The 22,143-nt window shown below is 68.8% G+C and carries 18 protein-coding genes; 7 read left to right on the forward strand and 11 right to left on the reverse strand.

Annotated elements, in window-relative coordinates:
- Positions 1 to 34: 34 nt before the first annotated feature.
- Genes AC1DMS_RS11515 through AC1DMS_RS11525 form a run of 3 tightly spaced genes read right to left on the reverse strand, consistent with a single transcriptional unit; the run spans position 35 to position 3,062 of the window.
- On the reverse strand, positions 35 to 1,249 hold the full coding sequence (locus tag AC1DMS_RS11515) for an AI-2E family transporter (protein WP_027729559.1): 1,215 nt from the start codon (positions 1,247 to 1,249) through the stop codon (positions 35 to 37).
- Complete coding sequence (locus AC1DMS_RS11520; RefSeq protein ID WP_027729558.1) at positions 1,246 to 1,992, reverse strand: LytR/AlgR family response regulator transcription factor; 747 nt, start codon at positions 1,990 to 1,992, stop codon at positions 1,246 to 1,248. Before AC1DMS_RS11520 ends, AC1DMS_RS11515 begins: the two co-directional genes overlap by 4 nt.
- Positions 1,989 to 3,062: a sensor histidine kinase gene (locus tag AC1DMS_RS11525; RefSeq protein ID WP_026283837.1), complete on the reverse strand. Its 1,074-nt coding sequence runs from the start codon at positions 3,060 to 3,062 to the stop codon at positions 1,989 to 1,991. The genes AC1DMS_RS11520 and AC1DMS_RS11525 overlap by 4 nt, the downstream gene beginning before the upstream one ends.
- Positions 3,063 to 3,111: 49 nt before the next feature.
- On the opposite strand from AC1DMS_RS11525, the gene argH reads away from it, so the two are divergent.
- Positions 3,112 to 4,509 carry an argininosuccinate lyase gene (argH, locus tag AC1DMS_RS11530; RefSeq protein ID WP_012746508.1) on the forward strand — a complete coding sequence of 466 codons (1,398 nt, stop codon included), beginning with the start codon at positions 3,112 to 3,114 and terminating at the stop codon, positions 4,507 to 4,509.
- A gap of 15 nt (positions 4,510 to 4,524) precedes the next feature.
- Positions 4,525 to 6,003 carry a rhomboid family intramembrane serine protease gene (locus AC1DMS_RS11535; protein WP_418146862.1) on the forward strand — a complete coding sequence of 493 codons (1,479 nt, stop codon included), beginning with the start codon at positions 4,525 to 4,527 and terminating at the stop codon, positions 6,001 to 6,003.
- 13 nt (positions 6,004 to 6,016) lie between these two features.
- Here the strand turns inward: AC1DMS_RS11535 and AC1DMS_RS11540 are convergent, their stop codons facing one another.
- Together AC1DMS_RS11540 and AC1DMS_RS11545 are read right to left on the reverse strand one after the other, a co-directional pair.
- A complete protein-coding gene (locus tag AC1DMS_RS11540) occupies positions 6,017 to 7,318 on the reverse strand; it encodes a tetratricopeptide repeat protein (RefSeq protein WP_418146861.1) in 1,302 nt (433 codons plus the stop codon).
- Between the two features lie 17 nt (positions 7,319 to 7,335).
- Positions 7,336 to 7,872 carry a hypothetical protein gene (locus AC1DMS_RS11545; RefSeq protein ID WP_012746505.1) on the reverse strand — a complete coding sequence of 179 codons (537 nt, stop codon included), beginning with the start codon at positions 7,870 to 7,872 and terminating at the stop codon, positions 7,336 to 7,338.
- Between the two features lie 162 nt (positions 7,873 to 8,034).
- On the opposite strand from AC1DMS_RS11545, the gene AC1DMS_RS11550 reads away from it, so the two are divergent.
- Positions 8,035 to 8,808, forward strand: a complete 774-nt coding sequence (locus AC1DMS_RS11550) for an SGNH/GDSL hydrolase family protein (protein ID WP_478181066.1) — start codon at positions 8,035 to 8,037, stop codon at positions 8,806 to 8,808.
- Positions 8,809 to 8,827: 19 nt separating this feature from the next.
- Here AC1DMS_RS11550 and opgC read toward each other — a convergent pair whose 3' ends face one another.
- On the reverse strand, positions 8,828 to 9,970 hold the full coding sequence (opgC, locus tag AC1DMS_RS11555; protein WP_478181017.1) for an OpgC domain-containing protein: 1,143 nt from the start codon (positions 9,968 to 9,970) through the stop codon (positions 8,828 to 8,830).
- Positions 9,971 to 10,121: 151 nt separating this feature from the next.
- On the opposite strand from opgC, the gene AC1DMS_RS11560 reads away from it, so the two are divergent.
- Positions 10,122 to 16,160 (forward strand): alpha-2-macroglobulin family protein, encoded by a 6,039-nt coding sequence (locus AC1DMS_RS11560; protein WP_478181018.1) that lies wholly within the window; start codon positions 10,122 to 10,124, stop codon positions 16,158 to 16,160.
- A gap of 22 nt (positions 16,161 to 16,182) precedes the next feature.
- On the opposite strand, the gene AC1DMS_RS11565 is transcribed toward AC1DMS_RS11560, so the two are convergent.
- From AC1DMS_RS11565 to AC1DMS_RS11585, 5 genes are all read right to left on the reverse strand, one after another.
- Positions 16,183 to 16,704 (reverse strand): O-acetyl-ADP-ribose deacetylase, encoded by a 522-nt coding sequence (locus AC1DMS_RS11565; protein ID WP_478181019.1) that lies wholly within the window; start codon positions 16,702 to 16,704, stop codon positions 16,183 to 16,185.
- A 13-nt stretch (positions 16,705 to 16,717) separates the two neighbouring features.
- Entirely contained in the window at positions 16,718 to 18,529 is a 1,812-nt protein-coding gene (locus tag AC1DMS_RS11570; RefSeq protein WP_478181020.1) for a pectate lyase, read from the reverse strand.
- Positions 18,530 to 18,756: 227 nt separating this feature from the next.
- On the reverse strand, positions 18,757 to 19,005 hold the full coding sequence (locus tag AC1DMS_RS11575) for a DUF3297 family protein (RefSeq protein WP_012746499.1): 249 nt from the start codon (positions 19,003 to 19,005) through the stop codon (positions 18,757 to 18,759).
- A 43-nt stretch (positions 19,006 to 19,048) separates the two neighbouring features.
- Positions 19,049 to 19,507 carry a ribonuclease HI family protein gene (locus AC1DMS_RS11580; protein ID WP_018903221.1) on the reverse strand — a complete coding sequence of 153 codons (459 nt, stop codon included), beginning with the start codon at positions 19,505 to 19,507 and terminating at the stop codon, positions 19,049 to 19,051.
- Between the two features lie 13 nt (positions 19,508 to 19,520).
- Positions 19,521 to 20,006, reverse strand: coding sequence for a hypothetical protein (locus tag AC1DMS_RS11585; protein WP_478181021.1), 486 nt, complete (start codon positions 20,004 to 20,006; stop codon positions 19,521 to 19,523).
- Positions 20,007 to 20,119: 113 nt separating this feature from the next.
- Here AC1DMS_RS11585 and mnmH point away from each other — a divergent pair, with 113 nt between their 5' ends.
- The 3 genes from mnmH to AC1DMS_RS11600 are packed head-to-tail and all read left to right on the forward strand — an operon-like array spanning position 20,120 to position 22,140.
- The gene (mnmH, locus tag AC1DMS_RS11590) at positions 20,120 to 21,190 is read left to right on the forward strand and encodes a tRNA 2-selenouridine(34) synthase MnmH (protein ID WP_012746496.1); all 1,071 of its coding nucleotides are present in this window, start codon (positions 20,120 to 20,122) and stop codon (positions 21,188 to 21,190) included.
- Positions 21,191 to 21,223: 33 nt separating this feature from the next.
- Positions 21,224 to 21,649, forward strand: coding sequence for a GNAT family N-acetyltransferase (locus AC1DMS_RS11595; RefSeq protein ID WP_012746495.1), 426 nt, complete (start codon positions 21,224 to 21,226; stop codon positions 21,647 to 21,649).
- Positions 21,646 to 22,140 carry an N-acetyltransferase family protein gene (locus AC1DMS_RS11600; RefSeq protein WP_478181022.1) on the forward strand — a complete coding sequence of 165 codons (495 nt, stop codon included), beginning with the start codon at positions 21,646 to 21,648 and terminating at the stop codon, positions 22,138 to 22,140. Before AC1DMS_RS11595 ends, AC1DMS_RS11600 begins: the two co-directional genes overlap by 4 nt.
- The last annotated feature ends 3 nt before the right edge of the window (positions 22,141 to 22,143 follow it).

Raw genomic sequence — 22,143 nt, forward strand, 5'->3', positions numbered from 1 at the left:
CCAATAATGTAGCGCACCGGAAATTCCGCGCCGGCTATTCCCCGAGCAGCTCCCCGATCGGCTGCAGGTCTTCGACCCGGTCGCAGATCGACTTGATCACCATGGTGATCGGAATGCCCAGCAGCAGCCCCCACACGCCCCAGAGCCAGCCCCAGAAGATCACGCCCACAAACACGGCCACCGGGTTCATGCGGCTGGTGCGGCTGGTGAGCCAGGGCATCAGCAGGTTGCCCACCAGCGTGTGGATGGCAAGCGACACGCCGCCCACCAGGATGCCCATCTCCAGGCTGTTGAACTGCAGGAAGGCCACCAGCCCGGCGGCCACCATGACGATCACCGAGCCGACGTAGGGAATGAGGTTGGTCACGGCCGCGATGATCCCCCACACGGCGGCGCTCTCGACCCCGATGGCCCAGAAGGCGAGGCCCGTGGTCACGCCCACCAGCGCGCTGATCAGGATCTGCACCAGCAGGTAGCGTTCGATGTTGCGGGTGATGTCGTCGAGCACGTGCACCGTGACCTTCTTCTTCTGCAGGCTCGGCCCGGTGATCTTGATCAGCTTGCGCCGGAAGGTGTCGCCGGAGCACAGCGCGAAGTAGGTCAGGAAGGCGACCAGCGTGAGCTGCCCGATCGCCTCGAGCAGGCCGACGGTGCCGCTCAGCAGGTAGTCGCGCACGTTGAAGGACGGCCGCTCGATGACCACGCGCGCAACGCCCTTGCGGGCCGCGACGCGCGCGGAGTTTTCCTCGGCCGCCTTTTCAAGCTGCGCGGCCGCCTGCTGCACGCTTTCGAGCGGCGTGGCGTTGGCGCTCCTGCTCCGGCGCATGGCCTGCCCCAGTTTCTGGGCCGCGATGGGCAGCGATTCGGCCAGTTGCGTGGCATTGCCCGAAAGCGAATAGCCGGTCCAGCCCAGGCCGCCGAACAGGCCGACGAGGATCAGCGCGGCGGCGATCCAGCGCGGCAGCCACAGGCGGTGCAGCCGCTCGACCAGCGGCGACAGCGCGTAGGTCAGCAGCAGGCTCAGCATCAGCGGGATGAAGACGGCCTGGCCCCATCGCAGCGCGAAGACGCTGGCCAGCACGGCCAGCACCACCAGCGAGGCGCTGCGCACGTCGACCGGCATGTGCAGCAGCAGGCGTTCGGGCTCCGGCCGCAGCTCGGGCGGCACGGCTTCGGGCGGGGACTCCAGCACGGGTTCGGGCGGCACCTCGGCCGGGGCATCGCCGGCCGGTTTGTGGTCATCTGTCATCGCGCTTCCTTCAGCACTTCGCGCACTGCCGCCAATTGTCGCCGCGACACCGCCACGGGTTCGGGAATCGCGTCGAGCCGCAGGGCCCAGCCTTCGGCGTCTTCCCCGTCGTCGTATTTCTCGAGCGCGCGGATGGCCGAGCGCGCCACCAGCGCATTGCGGTGCACGCGCAGGAAGCGGGTGGGATAGCGCTCCTCGAATTCGTTCAGCGAGCCATCCAGGATGTGGCTGCGCGTGGCGGTGCGCACCGTGAGGTACTTGTACTCGGACTTCAGGTAAAGCACCTCCGACAGCGGGACCCGCTCGGCGCGGCCGCGGTCCTGGATGAGCACGCTTTCCTGCAGCGCGTCGGCCTGCAGCGCGCGCCGCTCCTTCAAAAAACGCTCGGCCTTCTGCAGCGCCTGCTGGAGCCGCTCGGCGCGCACCGGCTTGGTCAGGTAGTCGACCGCATCGAGGTCGAAGGCGGTCACGGCATGCGCCGCGTGGGCGGTGACGAACACCACCGCCGGCGCGTCGGCCCGCCCGCGCAGGGCGCGCGCCACCTCGATGCCGTCGATGCCGGGCATGTGGACGTCGAGCAGCACCAGGTCCAGCGCCATGCCCGCGAGATGCCGCTGCGCCTCGGCGCCCTGGGCGGCCTCGGCCACCACTTCGGCGGCGGGCGAGCGGCAGTCGCGCAGCAGCGTGCGCAGGCGCGAGCGGGCCAGGGCTTCGTCGTCAACGATCAGGGTCTTGAGGGTCATGATTCGGCGGGAATGGCAATGCGCACGCGGTAGTTCTTCTGGTCCATGCCGGCGCTGAACTGCATCTGCATGTCGTGCAGCAGCCGCAGCCGGTCGCGCACGTTGGCCAGCGCAATGCCATGGCCGCGCGGCAGGGGCTCGTCGGCCCAGCGCAAGGGCGGCAGGCTGTTGACCACCTCGATCACCACCACGCTGCCGCGGCGCTCGGTGCGGATGCGCAGCTTGGCGCCCTCGGGGCTGGGCTCCACGCCGTGCTTGATGGCGTTTTCGACCAGCGGCTGCAGCAGCAATGGCGGCAGCCGCGCGCTGCTGGCCGCGGCATCGAGGTCCCAGCGGATGCGCAGCCGGTCGCCGAAGCGCACCTGCTCGATGGCCAGGTAGCGCTCGGCCAGCGCAATCTCGTCGGCCAGCGTGCCCGATTCGCCCGGGTCGGCCAGCGCCTGGCGGAACAGCTCGGCCAGGTCTTCGAGCATGGTCTCGGCCTTGGCTGGCTCCTCCCGCACCAGCGCAATGGCGCTGTTGAGCGTGTTGAACAGGAAATGGGGGCGGATGCGCGACTGCAGCTCTTCCAGCCGGGCCGTCATGGCGGCCGGCGTCTGGCCGCGCGCGCGCAGCACCATCGCCGCCATCACCATGCCCGCGACGAAGGCGCCCGCCACGGCGCTCGCGAGCCAGGGCGCCGTGCCCAGCACGCCGGTCAGCCGCAACAGGCCGCAGCCATAGAGCGAGGAAACGGCACCCAGCGCGGCGCCGGCCGCGTACTGCGCCTGGCGCGGCAGTCGCCCGAGCGGCTTCTTGAGCCCGCAGGCCGCCACCAGCCACAGCAGCGTGGCGGGCAGCGCGCCGCCCGTGACAGTGGCGGTCTGCACCAGCCATTCGCCGGGCGAAGCCGACACGAACAGCGTGGCGGCCGCCACCAGCGCCTCCACGAACAGCACCGCGCGCAGCACCACCCCGATCTGGCAGGCGTCGAACAGCCCCGGGCTGCCGCGCGCGGCCAAACGCCCTCTTTCCGGCGGGGCCGGGGGCGTGGGGGTGGAGGTGGCCGATAAAATCGCCGGATTGCGCATCACTGATACATCGGGTAACCAACCCATTATTGCCTCTACCACGGCTCCCATGACTCAAAACCAACTCGACAAGAAATCCGAAGCCTGGTCGGCCCTGTTCTCCGAACCCATGAGCGACCTCGTGAAGCGCTACACCGCGAGCGTCTTCTTCGACAAGCGCCTGTGGCAGGCCGACATCGAGGGTTCCCTGGCACATGCCGGCATGCTGGCCGCGCAGGGCATCATCGGCAAGCAGGACCACGCCGAGATCGAGCGTGGGATGGCGCAGATCCGCGCTGAAATCGAATCGGGCGCCTTCGAGTGGAAACTCGACCTGGAAGACGTGCACCTGAACATCGAGGCCCGGCTGACCCAGCTCGTGGGCGACGCCGGCAAGCGCCTGCACACCGGCCGCAGCCGCAACGACCAGGTTGCCACCGACGTGCGCCTGTGGCTGCGCGGCGAGATCGACCTGATCGCCGAGCTGCTGGTGGCGCTGCAGCTGTCGCTGGTGGACATCGCCGAGAAGAACGTCGAGGTCATCCTGCCCGGCTTCACGCACCTGCAGGTGGCGCAGCCCGTGAGCTTTGGCCACCACATGCTGGCCTACGTGGAAATGTTCAGCCGCGACGCCGAGCGCCTGCAGGACGTGCGCAAGCGCGTCAACCGCCTGCCGCTGGGCGCCGCGGCGCTGGCCGGCACCAGCTACCCGCTCGACCGCGAACTGGTTGCCAGAACGCTGAAGATGGACGGCGTCTGCCAGAACAGCCTGGACGCCGTGAGCGACCGCGACTTTGCGATCGAGTTCACCGCCGCGGCCAGCCTGTGCATGGTGCACGTGAGCCGCATGAGCGAGGAACTGATCCTGTGGATGAGCCAGAACTTCGGCTTCATCCAGATTGCCGACCGCTTCACCACCGGCTCTTCGATCATGCCGCAGAAGAAGAACCCCGACGTGCCCGAACTCGCGCGCGGCAAGACCGGCCGCGTGGTCGGCCACCTGATGGCGCTCATCACCCTGATGAAGGGCCAGCCGCTGGCCTACAACAAGGACAACCAGGAAGACAAGGAGCCGCTGTTCGACACCGTCGACACGCTCAAGGACACGCTGCGGATCTTTGCCGAGATGATCGGCGGCATCACCGTGAAGCCCGAGGCCATGGAAGCCGCCGCGCTGCGCGGCTACGCCACCGCCACCGACCTGGCCGACTACCTCGTGAAGAAGGGCCTGCCCTTCCGCGACGCGCACGAAACCGTGGCCCACGCCGTGAAGGCCGCCACTTCGCACAAGGTCGACCTCGCGGAGCTGCCGCTGGCCGTGCTGCAGCAGTTCAACCCGAACATCGAGAAAGACGTGTACGACGTGCTGAGCCTGCGCGGCTCGCTCAATGCGCGCAACATCCTCGGCGGCACCGCGCCGGCCCAAGTGAAGGCGCAGATCGCGCGCCACCGGGCCCGGCTGGCCTGACGCCCAAGGCCCCGCTTGTTCTACGCCATCCCGCTCGAGAACAAACCGAGCTGGCGCAATCCACCGTGGATGACGGTGCTGCTGATCCTCGTGAACATGATCGTGTTCTGGGGGCCGCAGCGCAGCGAGGAAAAGGCCGAGGAGCGCGCGGCCCGCTACTACGTGAACAGCGTGCTGCCCGAGCTGGAGCTGCCGCCTTTCGTGGAGTGGCTCGAGAAGACGGACCCCAGGCGCGGCAAGCAGGCGCGGCGCATGCTGCCGCACGAGGAAACCCATCCGCAGCTGCTCGACAGCCTGCAGAACGACAGCAAATTCCTGCAGAAGCTGCAGGCCGGCGAGGTCATCACGCCCGCGAACCCGCGCCATGCCGAATGGAAGCGCGACCGCCAGCAGTACGAGGCGATGCGGCCGGCGTCCTTCACCCAGCGCTGGTCGCTCGACCATGACAAGGGCGCCGAGCCCAAGCCCTGGACCTGGATCACCGCGGCCTTCCTGCACGCCGACACCGGCCACCTGCTGGGCAACATGCTGTTCCTCTTCCTGTTCGGCTTCTCGGTCGAACTGGCGCTGGGGCGCGGCACCTACCTGGCCTTCTACCTGCTCGGAGCCGCCGGCTCTTCGCTGTTGTCTGGCTGGGCCTATGCCGGCAACGGCGGCCACGGCCTTGGCGCCTCGGGTGCGATCTCGGCGCTAATGGGCATGTACGCCGTGATGTACCGGCTGCGGCGCATCCGGTTCTTCTACCAGCTCTTCTTCTATTTCAACTACGTCACGGCGCCTGCCCTCCTGCTGCTGCCGGCCTGGATCGCCAACGAGCTGATGCAGCAATGGTGGGGTGACCAGAGCGTCGGCTACATGGCGCACCTGGGCGGCCTCCTGACGGGCGCTGCGCTGATGGCCGGTGCCATGTGGCTGGGCCGCGTGAAGGCGCCCGAGACCGTGAAATCGGAAATGGCGACCGACGACGACCGCTTCGAACAGCACGTGGCCGCCGCGCGCAAGCTGTCGGCGGCAATGAAGTTCGAGCCCGCCTGCGCCGAGTGGCGCGCCGCCGCCGCCTTGCGCCCCGGCGACACCGACACGCTGCGCGCCTGGTTCAACACCGCGCGGCTGCAGCCCGCGGGCGAAGATTTCCACCAGGCCGCGCGCCGCATCTTCCGCCTGCCCGCCACCGACCCCGACACCCTGGCCCTGCAGCACGCCAGCTACACCACCTACCTCGACCAGGCGAAGCCCGGCGCGCGCCTCCCGCCCGACGACATGGCCCGCCTGGCGCGCCGCTTCACGCGCGTGCGCCAGTTCCAGGATGCCGACAAGCTGTGCCGCGTGCTGCTGAAGACCGCGCCCGACCATCCGGAGCTGGCCGACACGCTGTCGGTCTGCGCCAACGGCCTGCTGCATGCCGGCGAGCGCGACATGGCCGTCGGCTGGCTGCCGCACCTGCTGCGGATCGCGCCCAACGACATGGTGACGCGCGCCCTCGAGCGCGCCTGACCGCGGCTGGAGATCAGGCCGCGGGCCGCAGCAGCCAGCGCACTTCCTGCGTCTGCTCGCTGTCCGGAAAACGCGATTCGAGCGTCGCCAGGATCGGCTGCGCCATGTCGGCGCGGCCGAGCCCCTGCACCAGCACCCGGGCCGCCAGTTCGTAGGCCTGCGGAATGGCTGCATGGCCGCGAAAGCGCCGGTCGAAACCCGACAGCAGCGCCAGCGCCGCATGCGCATCGCCATTGCGCCATTCGGCCTTGGCCAGCGTCATGACCGTGGGGGCGTCGTCGAGCGCAAAGGTCTTGTCCTTTTCGCGGCAGGCCTTGAAGACCTTGAGCGCCTCGGATGCCAGGTCGCGCCGCAGCAGCAGCGGAATGAAGCGGCGCGCCTGGTCGAGCAGCGTGGACGCCTTCTCGGGCGCGAGCAGCAGCACGCGGTGGTAGCGGCGCTGCGCCGCCAGGTCGTCGGCCGCCGCCACGCGCTGCGCCTCGTAGGCGACGCCAAGCGCGCCGGCCACGTCGCCGTCGGTGATGAGCTGTGCCACTTCGGCATCGGTGCGCTGCGCGGCGATCTGCTCGGGCGTGCGGCGGTCCACCGGCGCGCCGTCGTCCACGCCGCCGCCGGGCAGGAGGTCGATGCCGAAGGCGTCGTGGTGCTGGTACATCACGTAGCCCAGCAGGCTCGCCATCACCCAGCCGAAGTAGATGAACGCGAAATTGGCGATCGGCAGCATGATGAGGCCGTCGATCATCGGCAGCAGCATGCCGATGGCAATCTGCGCACCCGCGCTCAGCAGGAACAGGAAGAAGCACAGCAGTGCATAGGGCCAGCCGATGATGCGCATCGCATCCATCACGTAGCCGGGGTTCATGGCCTGGAAGAAGCTGCCCGACTGCACCAGCACGATCACCGCGGCCGGAAAGGTGAACGACACCACGAACACCGCGACCGTGCCCAGCACCGGTTCGTACCAGGCGAGCCAGCCGATCAGCGCGCCCTGCACCACCGAAATGGCAAACAGCTTCCAGGGCAGGTTGACCCAGTCTTCGTTCAGCTCGCGCGGAAAATCGGCCGAGCGCCAGATGCCGCGCGATCCGAGCGCCGTGACCTTGAAGCCGTAGCGGCTGGCCGCCAGCACGATGCCCAGCTCGATCACGACCAGCGACAGGCCGGGATGCAGGAAAGGAATGGCCTCGAACAGCAGGCTGCAGAACGCGAGCACCAGGCCGTACATGAACGGCCGCAGCTGGAACGGAAACGCGAAGAAGCTGTTGAGGCGGTGCCAGAAAGGCGGCGGGGGCGGGAGCGATTCCTTGATGCGCATGATGGCCTTGCCCGCGGCTACTTGAAGAAGTCGCTCTGGCTCATGGCGCCGCGCCCGCCCAGGCGCACCACCGTGACGCCGTCGCCGTGCACGAGCCGCATCTGGCCCAGTTCGCGCTCCAGCCGCTGCGTGAAGCTGCTCTTGAACTGCATGGCCGCCTCGCCCATCTTCAGCACGCTGGTGCCTTCGACGGTGGCGCTCTTGCGGTCGCTTGCCACGTCGATGCTGTCGATGTGGTACTCGTACTCGATGGTGAGCATGCCGCCCATGCGCTCACCCACCGACTCGAACATCTTGAAGGACTTGCGGATGCCGTCGCAGGCCTGCTCGCGGTCGCTGGTGGTCTCCTGCGTGCGGCCCATCATGATCGTCTTGTTCTGGATCACGGCCTTCTTGCTGAGCTGCTTGCACAGCTGCTCGGCATCGCGCGAGTAGATGGCGTGCGCCTCTTTCTCGTAGTACTTGCGCACCATGGCCTCGTCGAGCTTGCGCCCGCCGATGAAAAAGTACCACGCGCCCACGCAGAGCGCGACGACGATCGCTATTTGCTTCATTTCCCCGCCCGCACGCCCGTGCGCCCCGCTCCGATTTTGCGGGGCAGTATACGTTGCGGGATGTTTCTTGAGGGGCTTCGGGCGGGGACTGGATGGCTGCGCTCCATGCCCCACAATCCGCAGATACGATCCGATCAGCGTTCCGCCTTTCCGATGCCTTCGATGAAAACCGCGCTGGCCGCCGCGCTGCTGCTGACAACCGCACTCGCCTCGCAGGCCCAGAACCACAATGCCGTGCTGCCCTACGAGTCGCTGGACGGCACGGCGGCCGATGCGGCCGCCTCCTCCTCCGAATACCTGGCGGCCAAGGCGCGCTGGCACAACGAGCTGGCCGCCTTCTTCCGGGCCGACCAGCAGCAGTTCCCGGCGCCCGGCGGCGTGGTGTTCGTGGGCAGCTCCACCGTGCGCATGTGGAAAAGCCTCGCGCAGGATTTCCGCCAGGTGCCCGGCATCGTCAACCGCGGCTTCGGCGGCTCGACCCTGGCCGACTGCAGCCTGTTCGCGCGCGACCTGGTGGTGCGCTACCGGCCGCGGCAGGTGCTGGTGTACGCCGGCGACAACGACCTGGCCGAGGGCCGCACGCCGCTGCAGGTGCTCGAGAGCTTTGCGCGCTTTGCCAATGCGGTGCGCGCGGAGCTTCCGAACACGCGCATCAGCTTCATCTCGATCAAGCCGAGCCCCTCGCGCGAGCACCTGATGCCGCAGATCCGCGAAACCAACAACGTGATCTCGGCCTACCTCAACCGGCTGCCCGACAGCGAATACATCGACGTCTTCACGCCCATGCTCGGCGCCGACGGCCGGCCGCGGCCCGAGCTGTTCAGGAGCGACCGGCTGCACATGACCGACGAGGGCTACCGGCTCTGGCAGTCGGTTATCGCCAGCCACTTGCCAGGGGCCGCGCCAGTCGCGGCGCCGGCGGCCGCCCTGCCCTGAGCGGCGCTCCCGGCCAGGCTCAGGCCCGCGCGGTCTCCGTCGGCACGTCTTCCGCCGGCGGCGGCAGGTCGGCCCCGCGCGTGAAGCGCGCCACCGCGTACATGCCCGCGAACACCGCCAGCAGCAGCAGGCCGTCGCCCCACCAGGGCCGGGCGGTCTGGCTGTCGCCGTAGAAGGCCAGCACCAGCAGCACCGCCACCAGGTGCGCGCAGAACACCGGCAGCGAGGCCGCGCCCATGGCCTCGAGCCAGTGCAGGCGAGGAATCCTGCGCATGAGCCCGGGCCCGAAGCGCACCGCCAGGATGCCCAGCGCCACCAGGTTCACGAGGCGCAGCGGCCCGAGCTGCCACTTGTCGAACAGCAGGTTCATCTCCACGTCGCCGCCGAACGGCGCCTGTCCGTTGATGCCGTGGTGGCGCCACCAGAAGCCGTAGAGCGCAATGGCCAGCGCGGGCATCCACAGCCAGGCCGGAAAGCGCAGCGGCCGCGCGCCGGGCAGGTTGCGGCTGGCGCCGAGGCACAGGCCGGCAAACCACAGGAACTGCCAGGCGTAGCTGTTGAAGGCGCCCATCTCGTGGAATGGCACCGGCAGGCCGAGGTGGTGCACCGCCAGCCCGTAGATCCATTCGCTCAAGTCGAACTGCGCGAGCGCCCACAGGGTGACGCTGGCGGCCATCACCAGCGTCCAGCCGTGGCGCATGGCAAAGGCCAGCACCCAGGGGCTCATCAGCATGAAGAAGATGTACATCGGCAGGATGTCGAGAAGCGCGGGCTCGTAGATCAGCAGCAGCCCGAAGAGAAAGCCGTCGCGCGGCTCGGCCAGGTAGTAGGACACCAGGTTCTTCACCGCCGGTTGGTCGATGTGCAGCCCGAGCGCGGCAATCACGGTGAACAGGAACAGCAGGATCGCCGCCTGGCACAGGTAGACCTTGAGCACGCGCCGCCAGAAGGCCTGGCGCATCGGGTCGACGCCGCGCACGTAGCCGATGCGGCTGTAGACCAGCCCGGCCACGAAGGCCGACAGCAGCACGAAGCCTTCGGCGGCCGAGACGAAGCCGAAGGGCTGGCCCAGCGGGTCGGTCAGGCGGGTGGGCAGGTGGGTGACGGTCATCAGCACGAGCATCAGCCCGCGCAAGGCGTCTATTTCCCAGTAGCGTTTCATCGGTCGGCGGCGAGGTCTTGGTGGCGGTCCGCGCGGCGCACGCACGACAGTGCCGATTGTATGAAGAGCGGCCAAGGCATATGACGACTGGCACTGCCGGAGCGCCATTCAAATCGGCTACGCTGCGCGCTGCTTCCAGGTGGAGAAAAAATTGAAAAGAACCATTCCAGCATTGCTTCTGGCCGGCAGCGCCTTGCTCGCCGTCCCGGCCCTCGCCCTCCAGATCACCAGCCTGACGCCGCAGGGCGAAGTGGCGCGCGTGCGCCAGGTGGTCGCCAAGTTCGACCAGCCCGCGGTCAATTTCGGCGATCCGAAGGCGCCCGCGCCGCTTGCCGTGAGCTGCACCGACGCGCAGGCCGGCAAGGGCACCGGCCGCTGGACCGATGCAAAAGCCTGGGTCTACGATTTCGAGAACGACCTGCCGCCCGGCGTGCGCTGCACTGTCACGCGGATTGCCGGCTTCAAGCCCGCCTCGGGCGGGGAGCTGACCGGGCCGGAACGCTATCAATTCAATAGCGGCGGACCGTTCGTGCGCAACCACATGCCGGGCAGCTATGGGCGGATCGACGAGCAGCAGATGTTCGTGCTCGAGCTCAACGGCGCCGCCACCGTGGAGAGCGTGCGCCAGAACGTCTGGTGCGCGGCCGACGGCATCGGCGAGCGCATTCCCGTGCGGCTGCTCGAAGGCGAGCAGCGTGCCGGGCTCCTCAAGGCCTTCGGCCGCGAGGCGGAAGCCGCCAAGGACCCGCTGCGCTTCATCGCGCTGCAATGCAACCGCACGCTCACGCCGGGCAGCAAGGTGCAGATCGTCTACGGCAAGGGCGTGGCCACGCCCTCGGGCGTGGCCAACAACGTCGAGCGCCGCCTGAGCTTCCAGGTGCGCGAACCTTTCGCGGTGTCTTTCAGCTGCGAGCGCGAGAACGCCCAGGCCGCCTGCCTGCCGCTGCGGCCGATGCAGCTGCAGTTCAATGCGCCGGTCACGCGCAAGATGGCTTCGCAGATCCAGCTCAAGGGCGGCGGCAAGTCGATTGCCGCCACGCTCGAGAACGACGGCGGCACGCCGAGCGAAGACGACGTCGTCAGCGCCGCGAGCTTCAGCCCGCCGTTCGCCGAGGACACCAAGTTCAGCATCGAGCTGCCCGCCAAGTTCGAAGACGCCTCGGGCCGGCCGCTGGCCTCGCCCGGCAGCTTTCCGCTGAAGGTGGCCACCGGCGCGATGCCGCCGCTGGCCAAGTTCGCGGCCTCGCCCTTCGGCGTGGTCGAGCGGCTGGCCGAGCCCGGCACGCCGGCCATGATGCCGGTGACCGTGCGGCGCGTGGAACCCGCGCTGATGGTGCAGGCGCTGACGCCCGGCAAGGTCAGCGACATGAACCCGAAGACCGACGCCGAGATCATCGCGTGGTTCCGCAAGGTGCGCCGCTACGACGAATACACCGTGAGCCGCGAACAGGCGCGCAAGGACGTCAAGGGCGCGCTGCCCGCCGTCATCGAGACCAGCGAGCGCACCCATGTGCAAAGCCGCATGCTGTCGCTCCTGGCGGGCCAGCCGGGCGTGAAGGCGCTCGACATGCCCAAGGCCGAGAGCGGCGATCCGCGGCCCTTCGAGGTCATCGGCATTCCGCTGACGCCGGGCTTCCACGTGCTCGAGATCGCTTCGCAAAAGCTCGGCGATGCGCTGCTCGACGAGCGCTACGGCGCCAACCGCACGATGTATGTGCGCACCACCGCGCTGGCCACCAACCTGGCGGTGCACTTCAAGCTCGGCCGCGAGAACTCGATGGCCTGGGTCACCACGCTCGACAAGGGCAAGGTGGTGCCGAACGCCGAGGTGCGCGTGTCCGACTGCCGCGGCGTTGCCGTCGCATCGGGCACCACCGACGCCAACGGCATCGTCAACCTCACGGGCATCGCACCCGATGCGCCCAACTGCAACGGCCCGGACGAATACAACGCGGGCGCCTGGTTCGTCAGCGCCCGCGCCAAGGACGACAAGGGCGTGGAAGACCTCGCCTTCACCTGGAGCGACTGGCAGCGCGGCATCGAGCCCTGGCGCTTCAACGTGCCCACCAGCCTGCAGGCCGAGCCCGACCGCGTGGCCCACACCATCTTCGACCGCACCCTGCTGCGCGCCGGCGAGACGGTGTCGATGAAGCACCTGATCCGTACCCAGACCAGCAAGGGCTTCGGCCTGCCCGAGAACCGGCCCGACACGCTGGTCATCACCCACACCGGCAGCGGCCAGCGCTTCACGCAGCCGCTGGCCTGGCGCAAGACGCCGACCGGCGGCCTGAGCGCGGAGAACAGCTTTGCCATTCCGCCGGCCGCCAAGCTCGGCGTGTACGAAGTGATGCTGCGCAGCGGCAAGGGCAAGGACGCGAACAGCGGCAATTCCGAGGAAGAAGTCGAAGTCGACGACGAAGGCGGCTACAACCGCAGCTTCGCCACCGGCCAGTTCCGCGTCGAGGAATTCCGCCTGCCCGTGCTCGAAGGCCGCATCGCGCCCACCGACAAGAAGCCGCTGGTGAGCGTGGCCTCGGTGCCGGCCGAGGTGCAGATCAACTACGTGGCCGGCGGCGGCGCCGCCAACCTGCCGGTGCGCGTGTCGGCCATGGTGCGCGGCAAGAGCCTCGGCTTTGCCGACCACGAGGCCTTCAGCTTCAGCCCGCCGCGCGTGCAGGCCGACAGCTCGCAGGCACCCGCCGCGGCGGCGGCCGACACCGCGGGCGCCGAGGAAGACATCAACAGCGCCAGCGACACCCGCGTGATCGCCGACAAGCTGCCGCTCACGCTCAACAAGGACGGCGCCGGCAAGCTCACGATCGACAAGGTGCCCAAGGTGAAGGCCGCGCGCGAGCTGCTGCTCGAAGCCACCTATGCCGACCCGAACGGCGAGGTGCAGACCATCCGCAGCACGCAGACGCTGTGGCCCGCCTCGGTGATCGCCGGCATCAAGACCGAAGGCTGGGTCTCGACCAGCCAGAAGCTCAAGTACCAGGCGCTCGCGCTCGACCTCTCGGGCAAGCCGCAGGCCGGCGTCACGCTCAACGTGCGCGCCGTGGCGCGCATCACCACCACCAGCCGCAAGCGCATGGTGGGCGGCTTCTACACCTACGACAACAAGACCGAGACGAAAGACATCGGCACCGTCTGCAGCGGCAAGAGCGACGCGCGCGGACTGCTGCTGTGCGAATCCGAGCTCAAGGAAGCCGGCGAGGTCGAGCTGGTGGCCAGCGCCACCGACAGCGAAGGCCGCGACAGCCGCGCCGCCAGCTCGGTGTACGTGACCAAGCAGGGCGAACTCTGGTTCGGCGGCGAGGACAACGACCGCATCGACGTGCTGCCCGAGAAGAAGAGCTACCAGCCCGGCGAGATTGCCAAGTTCCAGGTGAGGAGCCCCTTCCGCTTTGCCACTGCGCTGGTGTCGGTGGAACGCGAGGGCATCATCGAGACCCACGTGGTGCAGCTCGACGGCAAGGACCCGACCGTGAGCCTGCAGGTCAGGCCCGAGTGGGGGCCGAACGCCTACGTGAGCGTGCTCGCGCTGCGCGGCCGGCTGCGCGAGGTGCCGTGGTACAGCTTCTTCACCTGGGGCTTCAAGGCACCGCGCGAGTGGTGGACCGCCTTCTGGTACGAAGGCAAGGAATACGTCGCGCCCACCGCAATGGTCGACCTCAGCAAGCCCGCCTACCGCCTCGGCATGGCCGAGATCCGCGTCGGCACGCGCGCGCACCAGATCGACGTGACCGTCACCAGCGACAAGCCCAGCTACCCGGTGCGCAGCAAGGCGCAGATCACCATCTCCGCCAAGCTGCCCGACGGCAAGCCCGCGGCGGGCGCCGAAGTGGCGCTGGCCGCGGTCGACCAGGCGCTGCTCGAGCTGATGCCCAACGACAGCTGGAACCTGCTCAACGCGATGCTGCAGCGGCGCAGCTGGGGCGTTGCCACCTCCACCGCGCAGATGGAAATCGTCGGCCGGCGCCACTACGGGCGCAAGGCCGTGCCCGCGGGCGGCGGCGGCGGCAAGGGCCAGACGCGCGAGCTGCTCGACACCCTCCTGCTGTGGAACCCGAAGGTGGTGCTCGACGCCAACGGCCAAGCCGTGGTGACGGTGCCGCTCAACGATGCATTGACCACTTTCAAGATCGTGGCCGTGGCCGACTCGGGCACCAGCCTGTTCGGCACCGGCCAGGCCAGCATCCAGGCCACGCAGGACCTGCAGATCATCAGCGGCCTGCCGCCGCTGGTGCGCGAGGACGACCAGTTCCGCGCCCAGATCACGCTGCGCAACACCACGCAAAAACCGATGAAGGTGGAGGCTGCGCCGCGCGCCACGCTGCTCACGCTCCCGCCGCAGACGGTGGACATCCCGGCCGGCGAAGCGCGCGAAGTCGCATGGACCGTGACCGCGCCCGCGCAGCTCGCGCAGACGCGCGCCGAAGCCATCCTGTGGGAGATCGAGGCGAAAGACACCATCGGCGGCGCGCGCGATGCGCTCAAGGTGCGCCAGCGCATCATCCCGTCGGTGCCGCTCACGGTGCAGCAGGCCACGCTGGTGCAGCTCGACGGCCCCTTCACCATCGACGTGGCACCGCCCGCCGACGCCCTGCCCGGCCGCGGCGGCCTGAAGCTGTCGCTGCAACCCAAGCTGGCCGAGGGCCTGCCGGGCGTGCGCGACTGGTTCGCCAACTACCCGTTCATCTGCCTCGAGCAGAAGACCAGCAAGTCGGTGGGCCTGCGCGACGCGAAGATGTGGCAGGGCGTGATGGCCCAGTTGCCGACCTACCTCGACAGCGACGGCCTGGCCAGCTACTTTCCGCCGCGCGACGGCGAATCGAACCGCGGCAGCGACATCCTCACCTCGTACCTCTTGGCGGCCACGCACGAGGCGGCGGCGCTGAACCCCGCCTTCGCGCTGCCCGACGCGGCGCGCGCGCCGATGGAGTCGGGCCTCATCGCCTTTGTCGAAGGCCGCATCCAGCGCGAGTTCTGGAGCCCGCGCAAGGACCTGGACGTGCGCAAGCTCGCCGCGCTCGAGGCCCTGTCGCGCTACGGCACGGCCAAGGGCAGCATGCTCGGCAGCATCACCATCGCGCCGAACCAGTGGCCCACCAGCGCGGTGATCGACTGGCTCAACATCCTGAAACGCGTGCAGGACGTGCCGCAGCGCCAGCAGCGGCTCGATGAGGCCAACAACGTGCTCAAGGCGCGCCTGTCCTACCAGGGCACCAAGCTCATCTTCAGCACCGAGCAGGACGACTACTGGTGGTGGCTCATGACCAACGGCGACGTCAACACCGCGCGCCTCCTGCTCAGCGTGATGGACGACCCGGCCTGGAAGGACGACATCGGCAAACTGGCCAACGGCTTCATCGGCCGCCAGCAGAACGGCGCCTGGCACACCACCACCGCCAACCTGTGGGGCGGGCTTGCGCTCGAGAAGTTCTCCAAGGTGTTCGAGAGCACGCCGGTGGCCGGCGTCACGGCCGCCACGCTCGGCGCCGTGAAGGCGCAGGTCGACTGGCGCAGCGTCGAGCGCGTGAAGACCACCGACGCGGCCGGCGCGCCCAACCAGAGCACCTTCTTCGGCGCGCCCGCGTCGCCCGGCAACCTGAAGAACAACAGCATGTTCCTGCCCTGGGCCGCATCGCCCGCGGGCACGCCGGTGCGCGACACGCTGCTGGTCACGCAGCAGGGCAGCGGCAAGCCCTGGCTCACGATGCAGTCGATTGCCGCGGTGCAATTGAAGGCGCCGTTCGCCGCCGGCTATGCGATCAAGAAGACCATCACGCCGGTCGAGCAGGCCACCGCGGGCAAGTACACGCGCGGCGACGTGCTGCGCGTGACCGTCGAGGTGAACGCCAGCACCGACATGACCTGGGTGGTGGTGAGCGACCCGATCCCGGGCGGCGCCACCATCCTGGGCACGGGCCTTGGCCGCGACTCGCAGATCGCCACGCAGGGCGAGCGCAAGTCGGGCGCCGGCTGGCTGGCCTTCGAGGAGCGCAGCTTCGAGGCCTTCCGCAGCTACTACGAGTACCTGCCCAAGGGCGTGGTGAAGATCGAATACACCGTGCGCCTCAACAACGTGGGCGACTTCGCGCTGCCGCCGAGCCGCGTCGAGGCGATGTACGCGCCCGAGATGTTCGGCGAGACGCCGAATGCGCGCGTGAAGGTGGAGGCGGCGAAGTAAGAAAAGAAGTGGCGGGGCCTGCTTATGCCGGCCCCGCCGCCGCAAGCGCCGCTTCGTACACCGCCAGGTCCGCGTCCGAGAAGCAGCAGAACGTGGTCTCCTGCACGCTGGCACTCGCGGCCAGCGCCGATCGGACCGTGGCCACCGCAATGGGCGCCGCGAGCTCGATCGGGTAGCCGTAGATGCCCGTGCTGATCGAGGGGAACGCAATAGTGCGAACGCCGTGCTGCTCGGCGATTTCCATCGACTTCCGGTAGCACGAGGCCAAGAGCTCCGGCTCGCCGCTCGCACCGCCGCGCCAGACCGGCCCGACGGTGTGGATGACGAAGCGGGCCGGCAGCCGGTAGCCCCGGGTCAGCTTGGCGTCGCCGGTCTTGCAGCCCGACAGCAGGCGGCATTCATGCAGGAGCTCGGGCCCCGCCGCGCGGTGGATGGCGCCATCGACGCCGCCTCCGCCGAGCAGCGAGGAATTGGCCGCATTGACGATGGCATCGACCTGCAGCGTGGTGATGTCGCCGCGGATGGCACGAAGCGCTTTCTGCATGATCCAGGACAGATTAGGCGACCGGCGCGGTGAATGCAATCAGCTTGCCCATGTTGGCGACGAAGCTCGCGACCGTGATGCCCTGCGGCTGCTCCTTCTTGACGTAGGGCTCGATCAGCGGCGGGTCCGCCGGGTCGTAGGGCGAGGTGTCGAACACGTCGCCCACATGCTTGCTGCGGTAGGCATCGCCCGTGTACGGCGTGGAAGGCCCATCGCCCTTGTAGGGGTTGGTCACGGCCGACAGCGGCGCGAGCCAGTAGCCCTTGGGGTCGAGCTTGTCCATCACGGCCGCGGCATCGGCGGCGCTCACCACGGGGGTTGTCATCACGCGGTCGGCGAACAGGTCGGCAAAGTCCACTTCGCGCAGCGAAAAGTACTTGGGCAGCGGCCGCTGCTCGCCATGGCGCAGCGGAGAAGCCGCCACCATCTGCTGGACCGCGGCGTCGCTCATGCCGTTGAGCTGGGCGTAGGTCTGGCGCATGCCCGCAATGTCGATGGCGCGGCCGGCCGAGTAGTGGCTGGGCGTATTGCGATGGTCGTGGTCGACGTAGTAGGCGCCGTTGTGGATGTTCGAACCGTAGCGGTGCACGAAGCGCGGCTGGTTGGTGCCGAGCTCCACGAAAGTGGGATGCGTGCGGCCCTTGAGCAGCGGATTCTCCGCAATCATGGTGTCGGTGAGCTTGCAGCTGTCCAGCCAATCGAGCGCCTCGGGCACGCGCGCCAGGTAGCCGCGGTCGCCCGTCAGGCGGAAATAGTTGAACAGCTGCTGCACGTTGGTCTGCGTCGTGTGCGTGGCCAGCGACCGCGGCTCGTAGCTGCGCGCGCCGGCGGGCGCCCCGGCCAGGCGGCCGTTCTGGTCCGTGGCCAGGTGCTGCAGGCCCCAGCCGGCCTGCGGCCCGGGCTGCTGCATGCGGCGCAGGCAGTCCATCGCGCGGGTGATGTGCGGCACCAGGCTCTGGTCGCCGAGCGCCACCACGCACATCAGCAGGAACTTGATGTTCTCGCCCGCCACGTCGTCGTTGAAGGTGACGTGGCGCGTGTAGTCGCCGTCTTCCATGCCTGCGGTCGCGCCCGAAGGCAGCTGCTGCGGGTTGGGCAGCGGCATCGACGAGATCGCATCGGGCGAGGGCGGATAGCGCTGCGGCCAGCCGCCGTCGGCCACGCCGGAGCTGAACTGCGCCTGCGTGACGAAGCCGATGGCCTTCTGCAGCGCCGCCAGGAAGCGCGCATCGCGCTTTTCCAGGTACATGCGCAAGAGGAACTGCGACGACACCGCCGTGCCCGCATCGTCGAAGGTGGCGTTGCCGTAGTAGTGCTGGAACTCCTCGAGCCGCCAGCCGTTGGCGCCCACGGTGGCGTACCACTCGCGCAGCGAGGCTTCGCCGGCAAAGTCGTGGATGTAGTTCCAGCCGCCCGCCGGATGCTGCGCCTCGACCAGCGCGAGCGCGGTGCGCTCGGCGGCGCTGTAGAAGAGTTCGTCGCCCGTGGCATGGTAGGCATCGAGCATGCAATGGCCGGCGGTCGGCGTGCCGGGCGGCTGGATCCAGCACATGGTGCGGCGCGCCTCCATTTCGCCCCAGATGGTGGAGAAGTCGGGCAGGTAGGCCCAGACGTAGCCGCCGCGATAGGACACCGTCTCGTCCATGAAGCCCGCGGCGCGCCGCATCGCCTTGCGCGCCAGTGCCTCGGTGCTCGGCGGAGGTTCGGGCGCGGGTGCCGGCGGCGGCACCGGGAACGGCGGGAAGCCGGGGCCGTCTCCCCCGCCGCCGCACGCGCTCAGCGCCAAGGGGGAAAGTGTCGAAATGACGAAGTTCCTGCGTTTCATCTTTTGTCTCCAGTTAGGCAGCGGTTGAGCCGCTTTGGTACTTTTCAACTCATACGATGTCCGATGAGTCGCTGGAATTCTGCCATTTTCGATGGTTTTCGAATCCAGTTGTACGACAACTAAAGATGCAAGAACGCCGACTTTTTTGTGTTGAATCGTTCGTTTCATGGCCGAGCGGAGCGCCCGGCGGGCTCGGGCACTGCGCATGTGCCCGGTGCTGCTCAGCCTCAGCGGTAGAACGCCTCGACCCTGCCCTTGAGCTTGAGCAGCAGCGGCTTGCCCTTGCGGTCCACCGTCTTGCCCGCGGGCACCTTGATCCAGCCTTCGCTGATGCAGTATTCCTCAACGTCGAGGCGTTCCTTGTCGTTGAAGCGGATGCCGATGTCGTGCTCGAAGACAGCCGGCACGTGGTGGGGGCTGCGCGGGTCGGTGGACAGGTGGTCGGGAAGAGGGGGAAGAGGATTGGCTTCGGTCATGCCGCGGATGATATGGCCTCTGCCCCGCGCCCCCGGGCCGCACCTACCGCCGCGTCTTCTGCGTCTTCTTCTTCGCCATGCGGGCCGCCGGCTTGGGCCCAACGCCCAGCGAGGCGCGCGCGAGCGCATCGGCCTCGTGGTTGCGGTGCCGCGGCACCCAATGCAGGCTGGCCTCCTCGAACGAGCCGAGCAAGGCGCGGGCATCCTCGAACAACCCGGCCATGCGCGCGATCGGCCGGGCGCCAGGCGTGCCGAGCTGCTCGACGAGGATGCTGTTGTCGGTATAGGCCTGCACCACGGTCGCGCCCCTGGCCTTGAGGTCCTCGAGCGCGAGGGTCAGCGCCCTGAGTTCGGCTTCGTTGTTGCAGCCCGTCGCATGGCTGGCCAGCGAGAGGGTGTGGCGGGTGCCGTCGGGCTCGGTGATGACCGCGCCGGCGCCCATGCGGCCGGGGTTCGGCATCGCGCTGCCGTCGCAGTACACGGTCCAGTGGGGGAGTTGCATCGGCTGCGTCGATTCAGCAGTTGTTGCGCTTGATGCCCGCGAGGTTCTGGCAGGGCCGCTGGCCCGGAGGCGGTCCCGGATCCTGCGGGCGCGGAGGCCGTGGCGGGCGAACAATCGGGCGGCCGGGGTCGTAGTACGGGTCGGGACCCCAGCTATAGACCGGCGGCGATTCGGGCGCGGGGCGCTGCGGCTCGCCGACATTGCGCGGAATGATGGCCGGGCCCTGCGGCGCGTTGCTGGCCGCGGGCGGCGGCGGTGGTGGTGGCGGCGTGTATGCCGGCCGGCGCGCTTCTTCGGGGGAAGCGGACGGCGTCACCGTCAGCGGTTCGGTGATGGGCACCTGGCGCGAGAGCCGGCTGCCGGCGGGGCAAGGGCCGTCGGTGTAGACGATGCCTCCGCCCGCATCGGTGCAGCGCACCACCTCGGCCGCCTGCGCACCCATGGCCGCGGCGGCCGCGCCGAAGAGGAAGACAGGAATGAACAGAACCGATGTGCGCATCATGCGACCTCCGCCGTTGGCAGCCGAAGACGACAGTGTCTCCCCTGCCCTGCATTCTGGCCGGGTTTCTACAATCGAAGGTTGTCCGCTCCTTCCTCCAACCGCACCAGGCCATGACCGTATACAACCCGCGCCACCAGCCCACGCGCGTGGCCGACCTGCACCGCTTCGACACCCTCATCGACGCGCGCTCGCCCTCCGAATTCGCGCTCGACCACATTCCCGGCGCCATCAACTGCCCGGTGCTCGACGACGAGGAGCGCCGCATCGTCGGCACCATCTACAAGCAGACCGGCGCCTTCGAGGCGCGGCGCGTGGGCGGCGCCATGGTGGCGGCCAACCTCGCGCGGCACCTGCGCGAACGCTTTGCCGAGCAGCCCGCGAACTGGCGCCCGCTCGTGTATTGCTGGCGCGGGGGCTTGCGCAGCGGCTCGATGGTGACCTGGCTGCGCCTGGTCGGCTGGGACGCGCAGCAGCTCGCCGGCGGCTACAAGAGCTATCGCCAGCACGTGCTGGCGCAGATCGAGGCCACGGTGCCCAGGCTCCGGCTCAAGGTGATCTGCGGCGCCACCGGCAGTGCCAAGACGCGCGTCCTGCAGGCGCTGGCCGCGCGCGGCGAACAGGTGCTCGACCTGGAGCACTGCGCGAGCCACAAGGGCTCGCTGCTGGGCGCGCTGCCCGGCGTGCCGCAGCCCTCGCAAAAGCAGTTCGAGACGCGCATCGCCACCTGCTTCGATGCGCTCGATGTGTCGCGCACGCTCTACGTGGAAGGCGAAAGCGCGCGCATCGGCCGGCTCTCGGTGCCCATTCCGCTGGTCGCGCACATGCGCGCGGCCGACTGCATCGAGGTGCAGGCCGACGCGGCCGCCCGGCTCGACTACCTGCTGCGCGACTACGCCTACCTGGGCGACGACCGCGCCGCGCTGGCGGGCCAGCTCGACAGGCTCAAGGAGATGCAGGGCAAGGCGGTGGTGCAGCGCTGGCAGGAATGGGCGCTCGCGGGCAACCTGCCGCAGCTCTTTGCCGAACTGATGGCGCTTCACTACGATCCGCACTACGAACGCTCGCAGGCGCGCCATTTCGAGAAGTGGCCGCTGCGCCAGCAGGTGGCGGCGCCCGACCTGACCGACGCGGGCATCGACGCGGTGGCGGAGGCCATCCTGCGGTTGAACGCCGCAGGGTAGCGGGCACATTCACGGCAACGGCAAGGCAGGCTCATGACACTCGAATGGCGCGATTCGCTCGAAGGCCTCGACTGGGACGAACTCTCGCGGCTCTATCAGGCCGCACCGCTGGGCAACAAGCAGCCGGGCGGCCTGAAGCTCGTGTTCGGCAACAGCATGTTCAAGTGCCTGGTGTTCGACGCGGGACGGCTCGTCGGGGCGGGCCGCGCGATGGCCGACGGGCTCGACTGCTCCTACATCTGCGACGTGGCGGTGCACCCGAGCCACCAGGGCATCGGCCTGGGCAGGCAGATCGTCTCGCGGCTGCTGGAACTCTCGCGCGGGCACCGCAAGATCATTCTCTATGCGGTGGCCGGCAAGGAGCCCTTCTACGAGAAGCTCGGCTTCAGGCGCATGAAGACCGCGATGGCGATCTTCGAGAACCAGGCGCAGGCGGCCGAGCGCGGGCTGATCGAGTGAACCATTCCGTCGTCGCCACCGAAGAGCACCACTTCGAAAGCCTGCACCAGGCGCTCGACGTGGTGGCGCGCGAACGGAAGTACCTTGCGCTCATGCAGGCGCCGCCCTGGGAACAATCGCTGGCCTTCTACCGCAGCGTGCTGGCGGCGGGCTTTCCCCATTTCGTGGCGGTGAATGGCAGCGGCAAGGTCGTGGGCTGGTGCGACGTGTCGCCGGTCTTCGGTCACTCGAGGGCCCACATCGGCCTGCTCGGCATCGCGCTGCTGCCCGAGGCACGCGGGCTCGGACTCGGCGCCAAGCTGCTGCAGGCGGCCATCGACAGGTCATGGGCGCGCGGCCTCACCCGCATCGAGCTTGCCGTCCGCGCGGACAACCTGAATGCGAAGGCGTTGTACGAGCGCTTCGGCTTCGAGCACGAAGGCCTGCTGCGCCGCGCAAGCCGGGTCGACGGCATCTACCACGACGCCCGCGCGATGGCGCTGCTTCGCTAGACT

The organism is Variovorax sp. 05T418 (genome assembly GCF_056396385.1).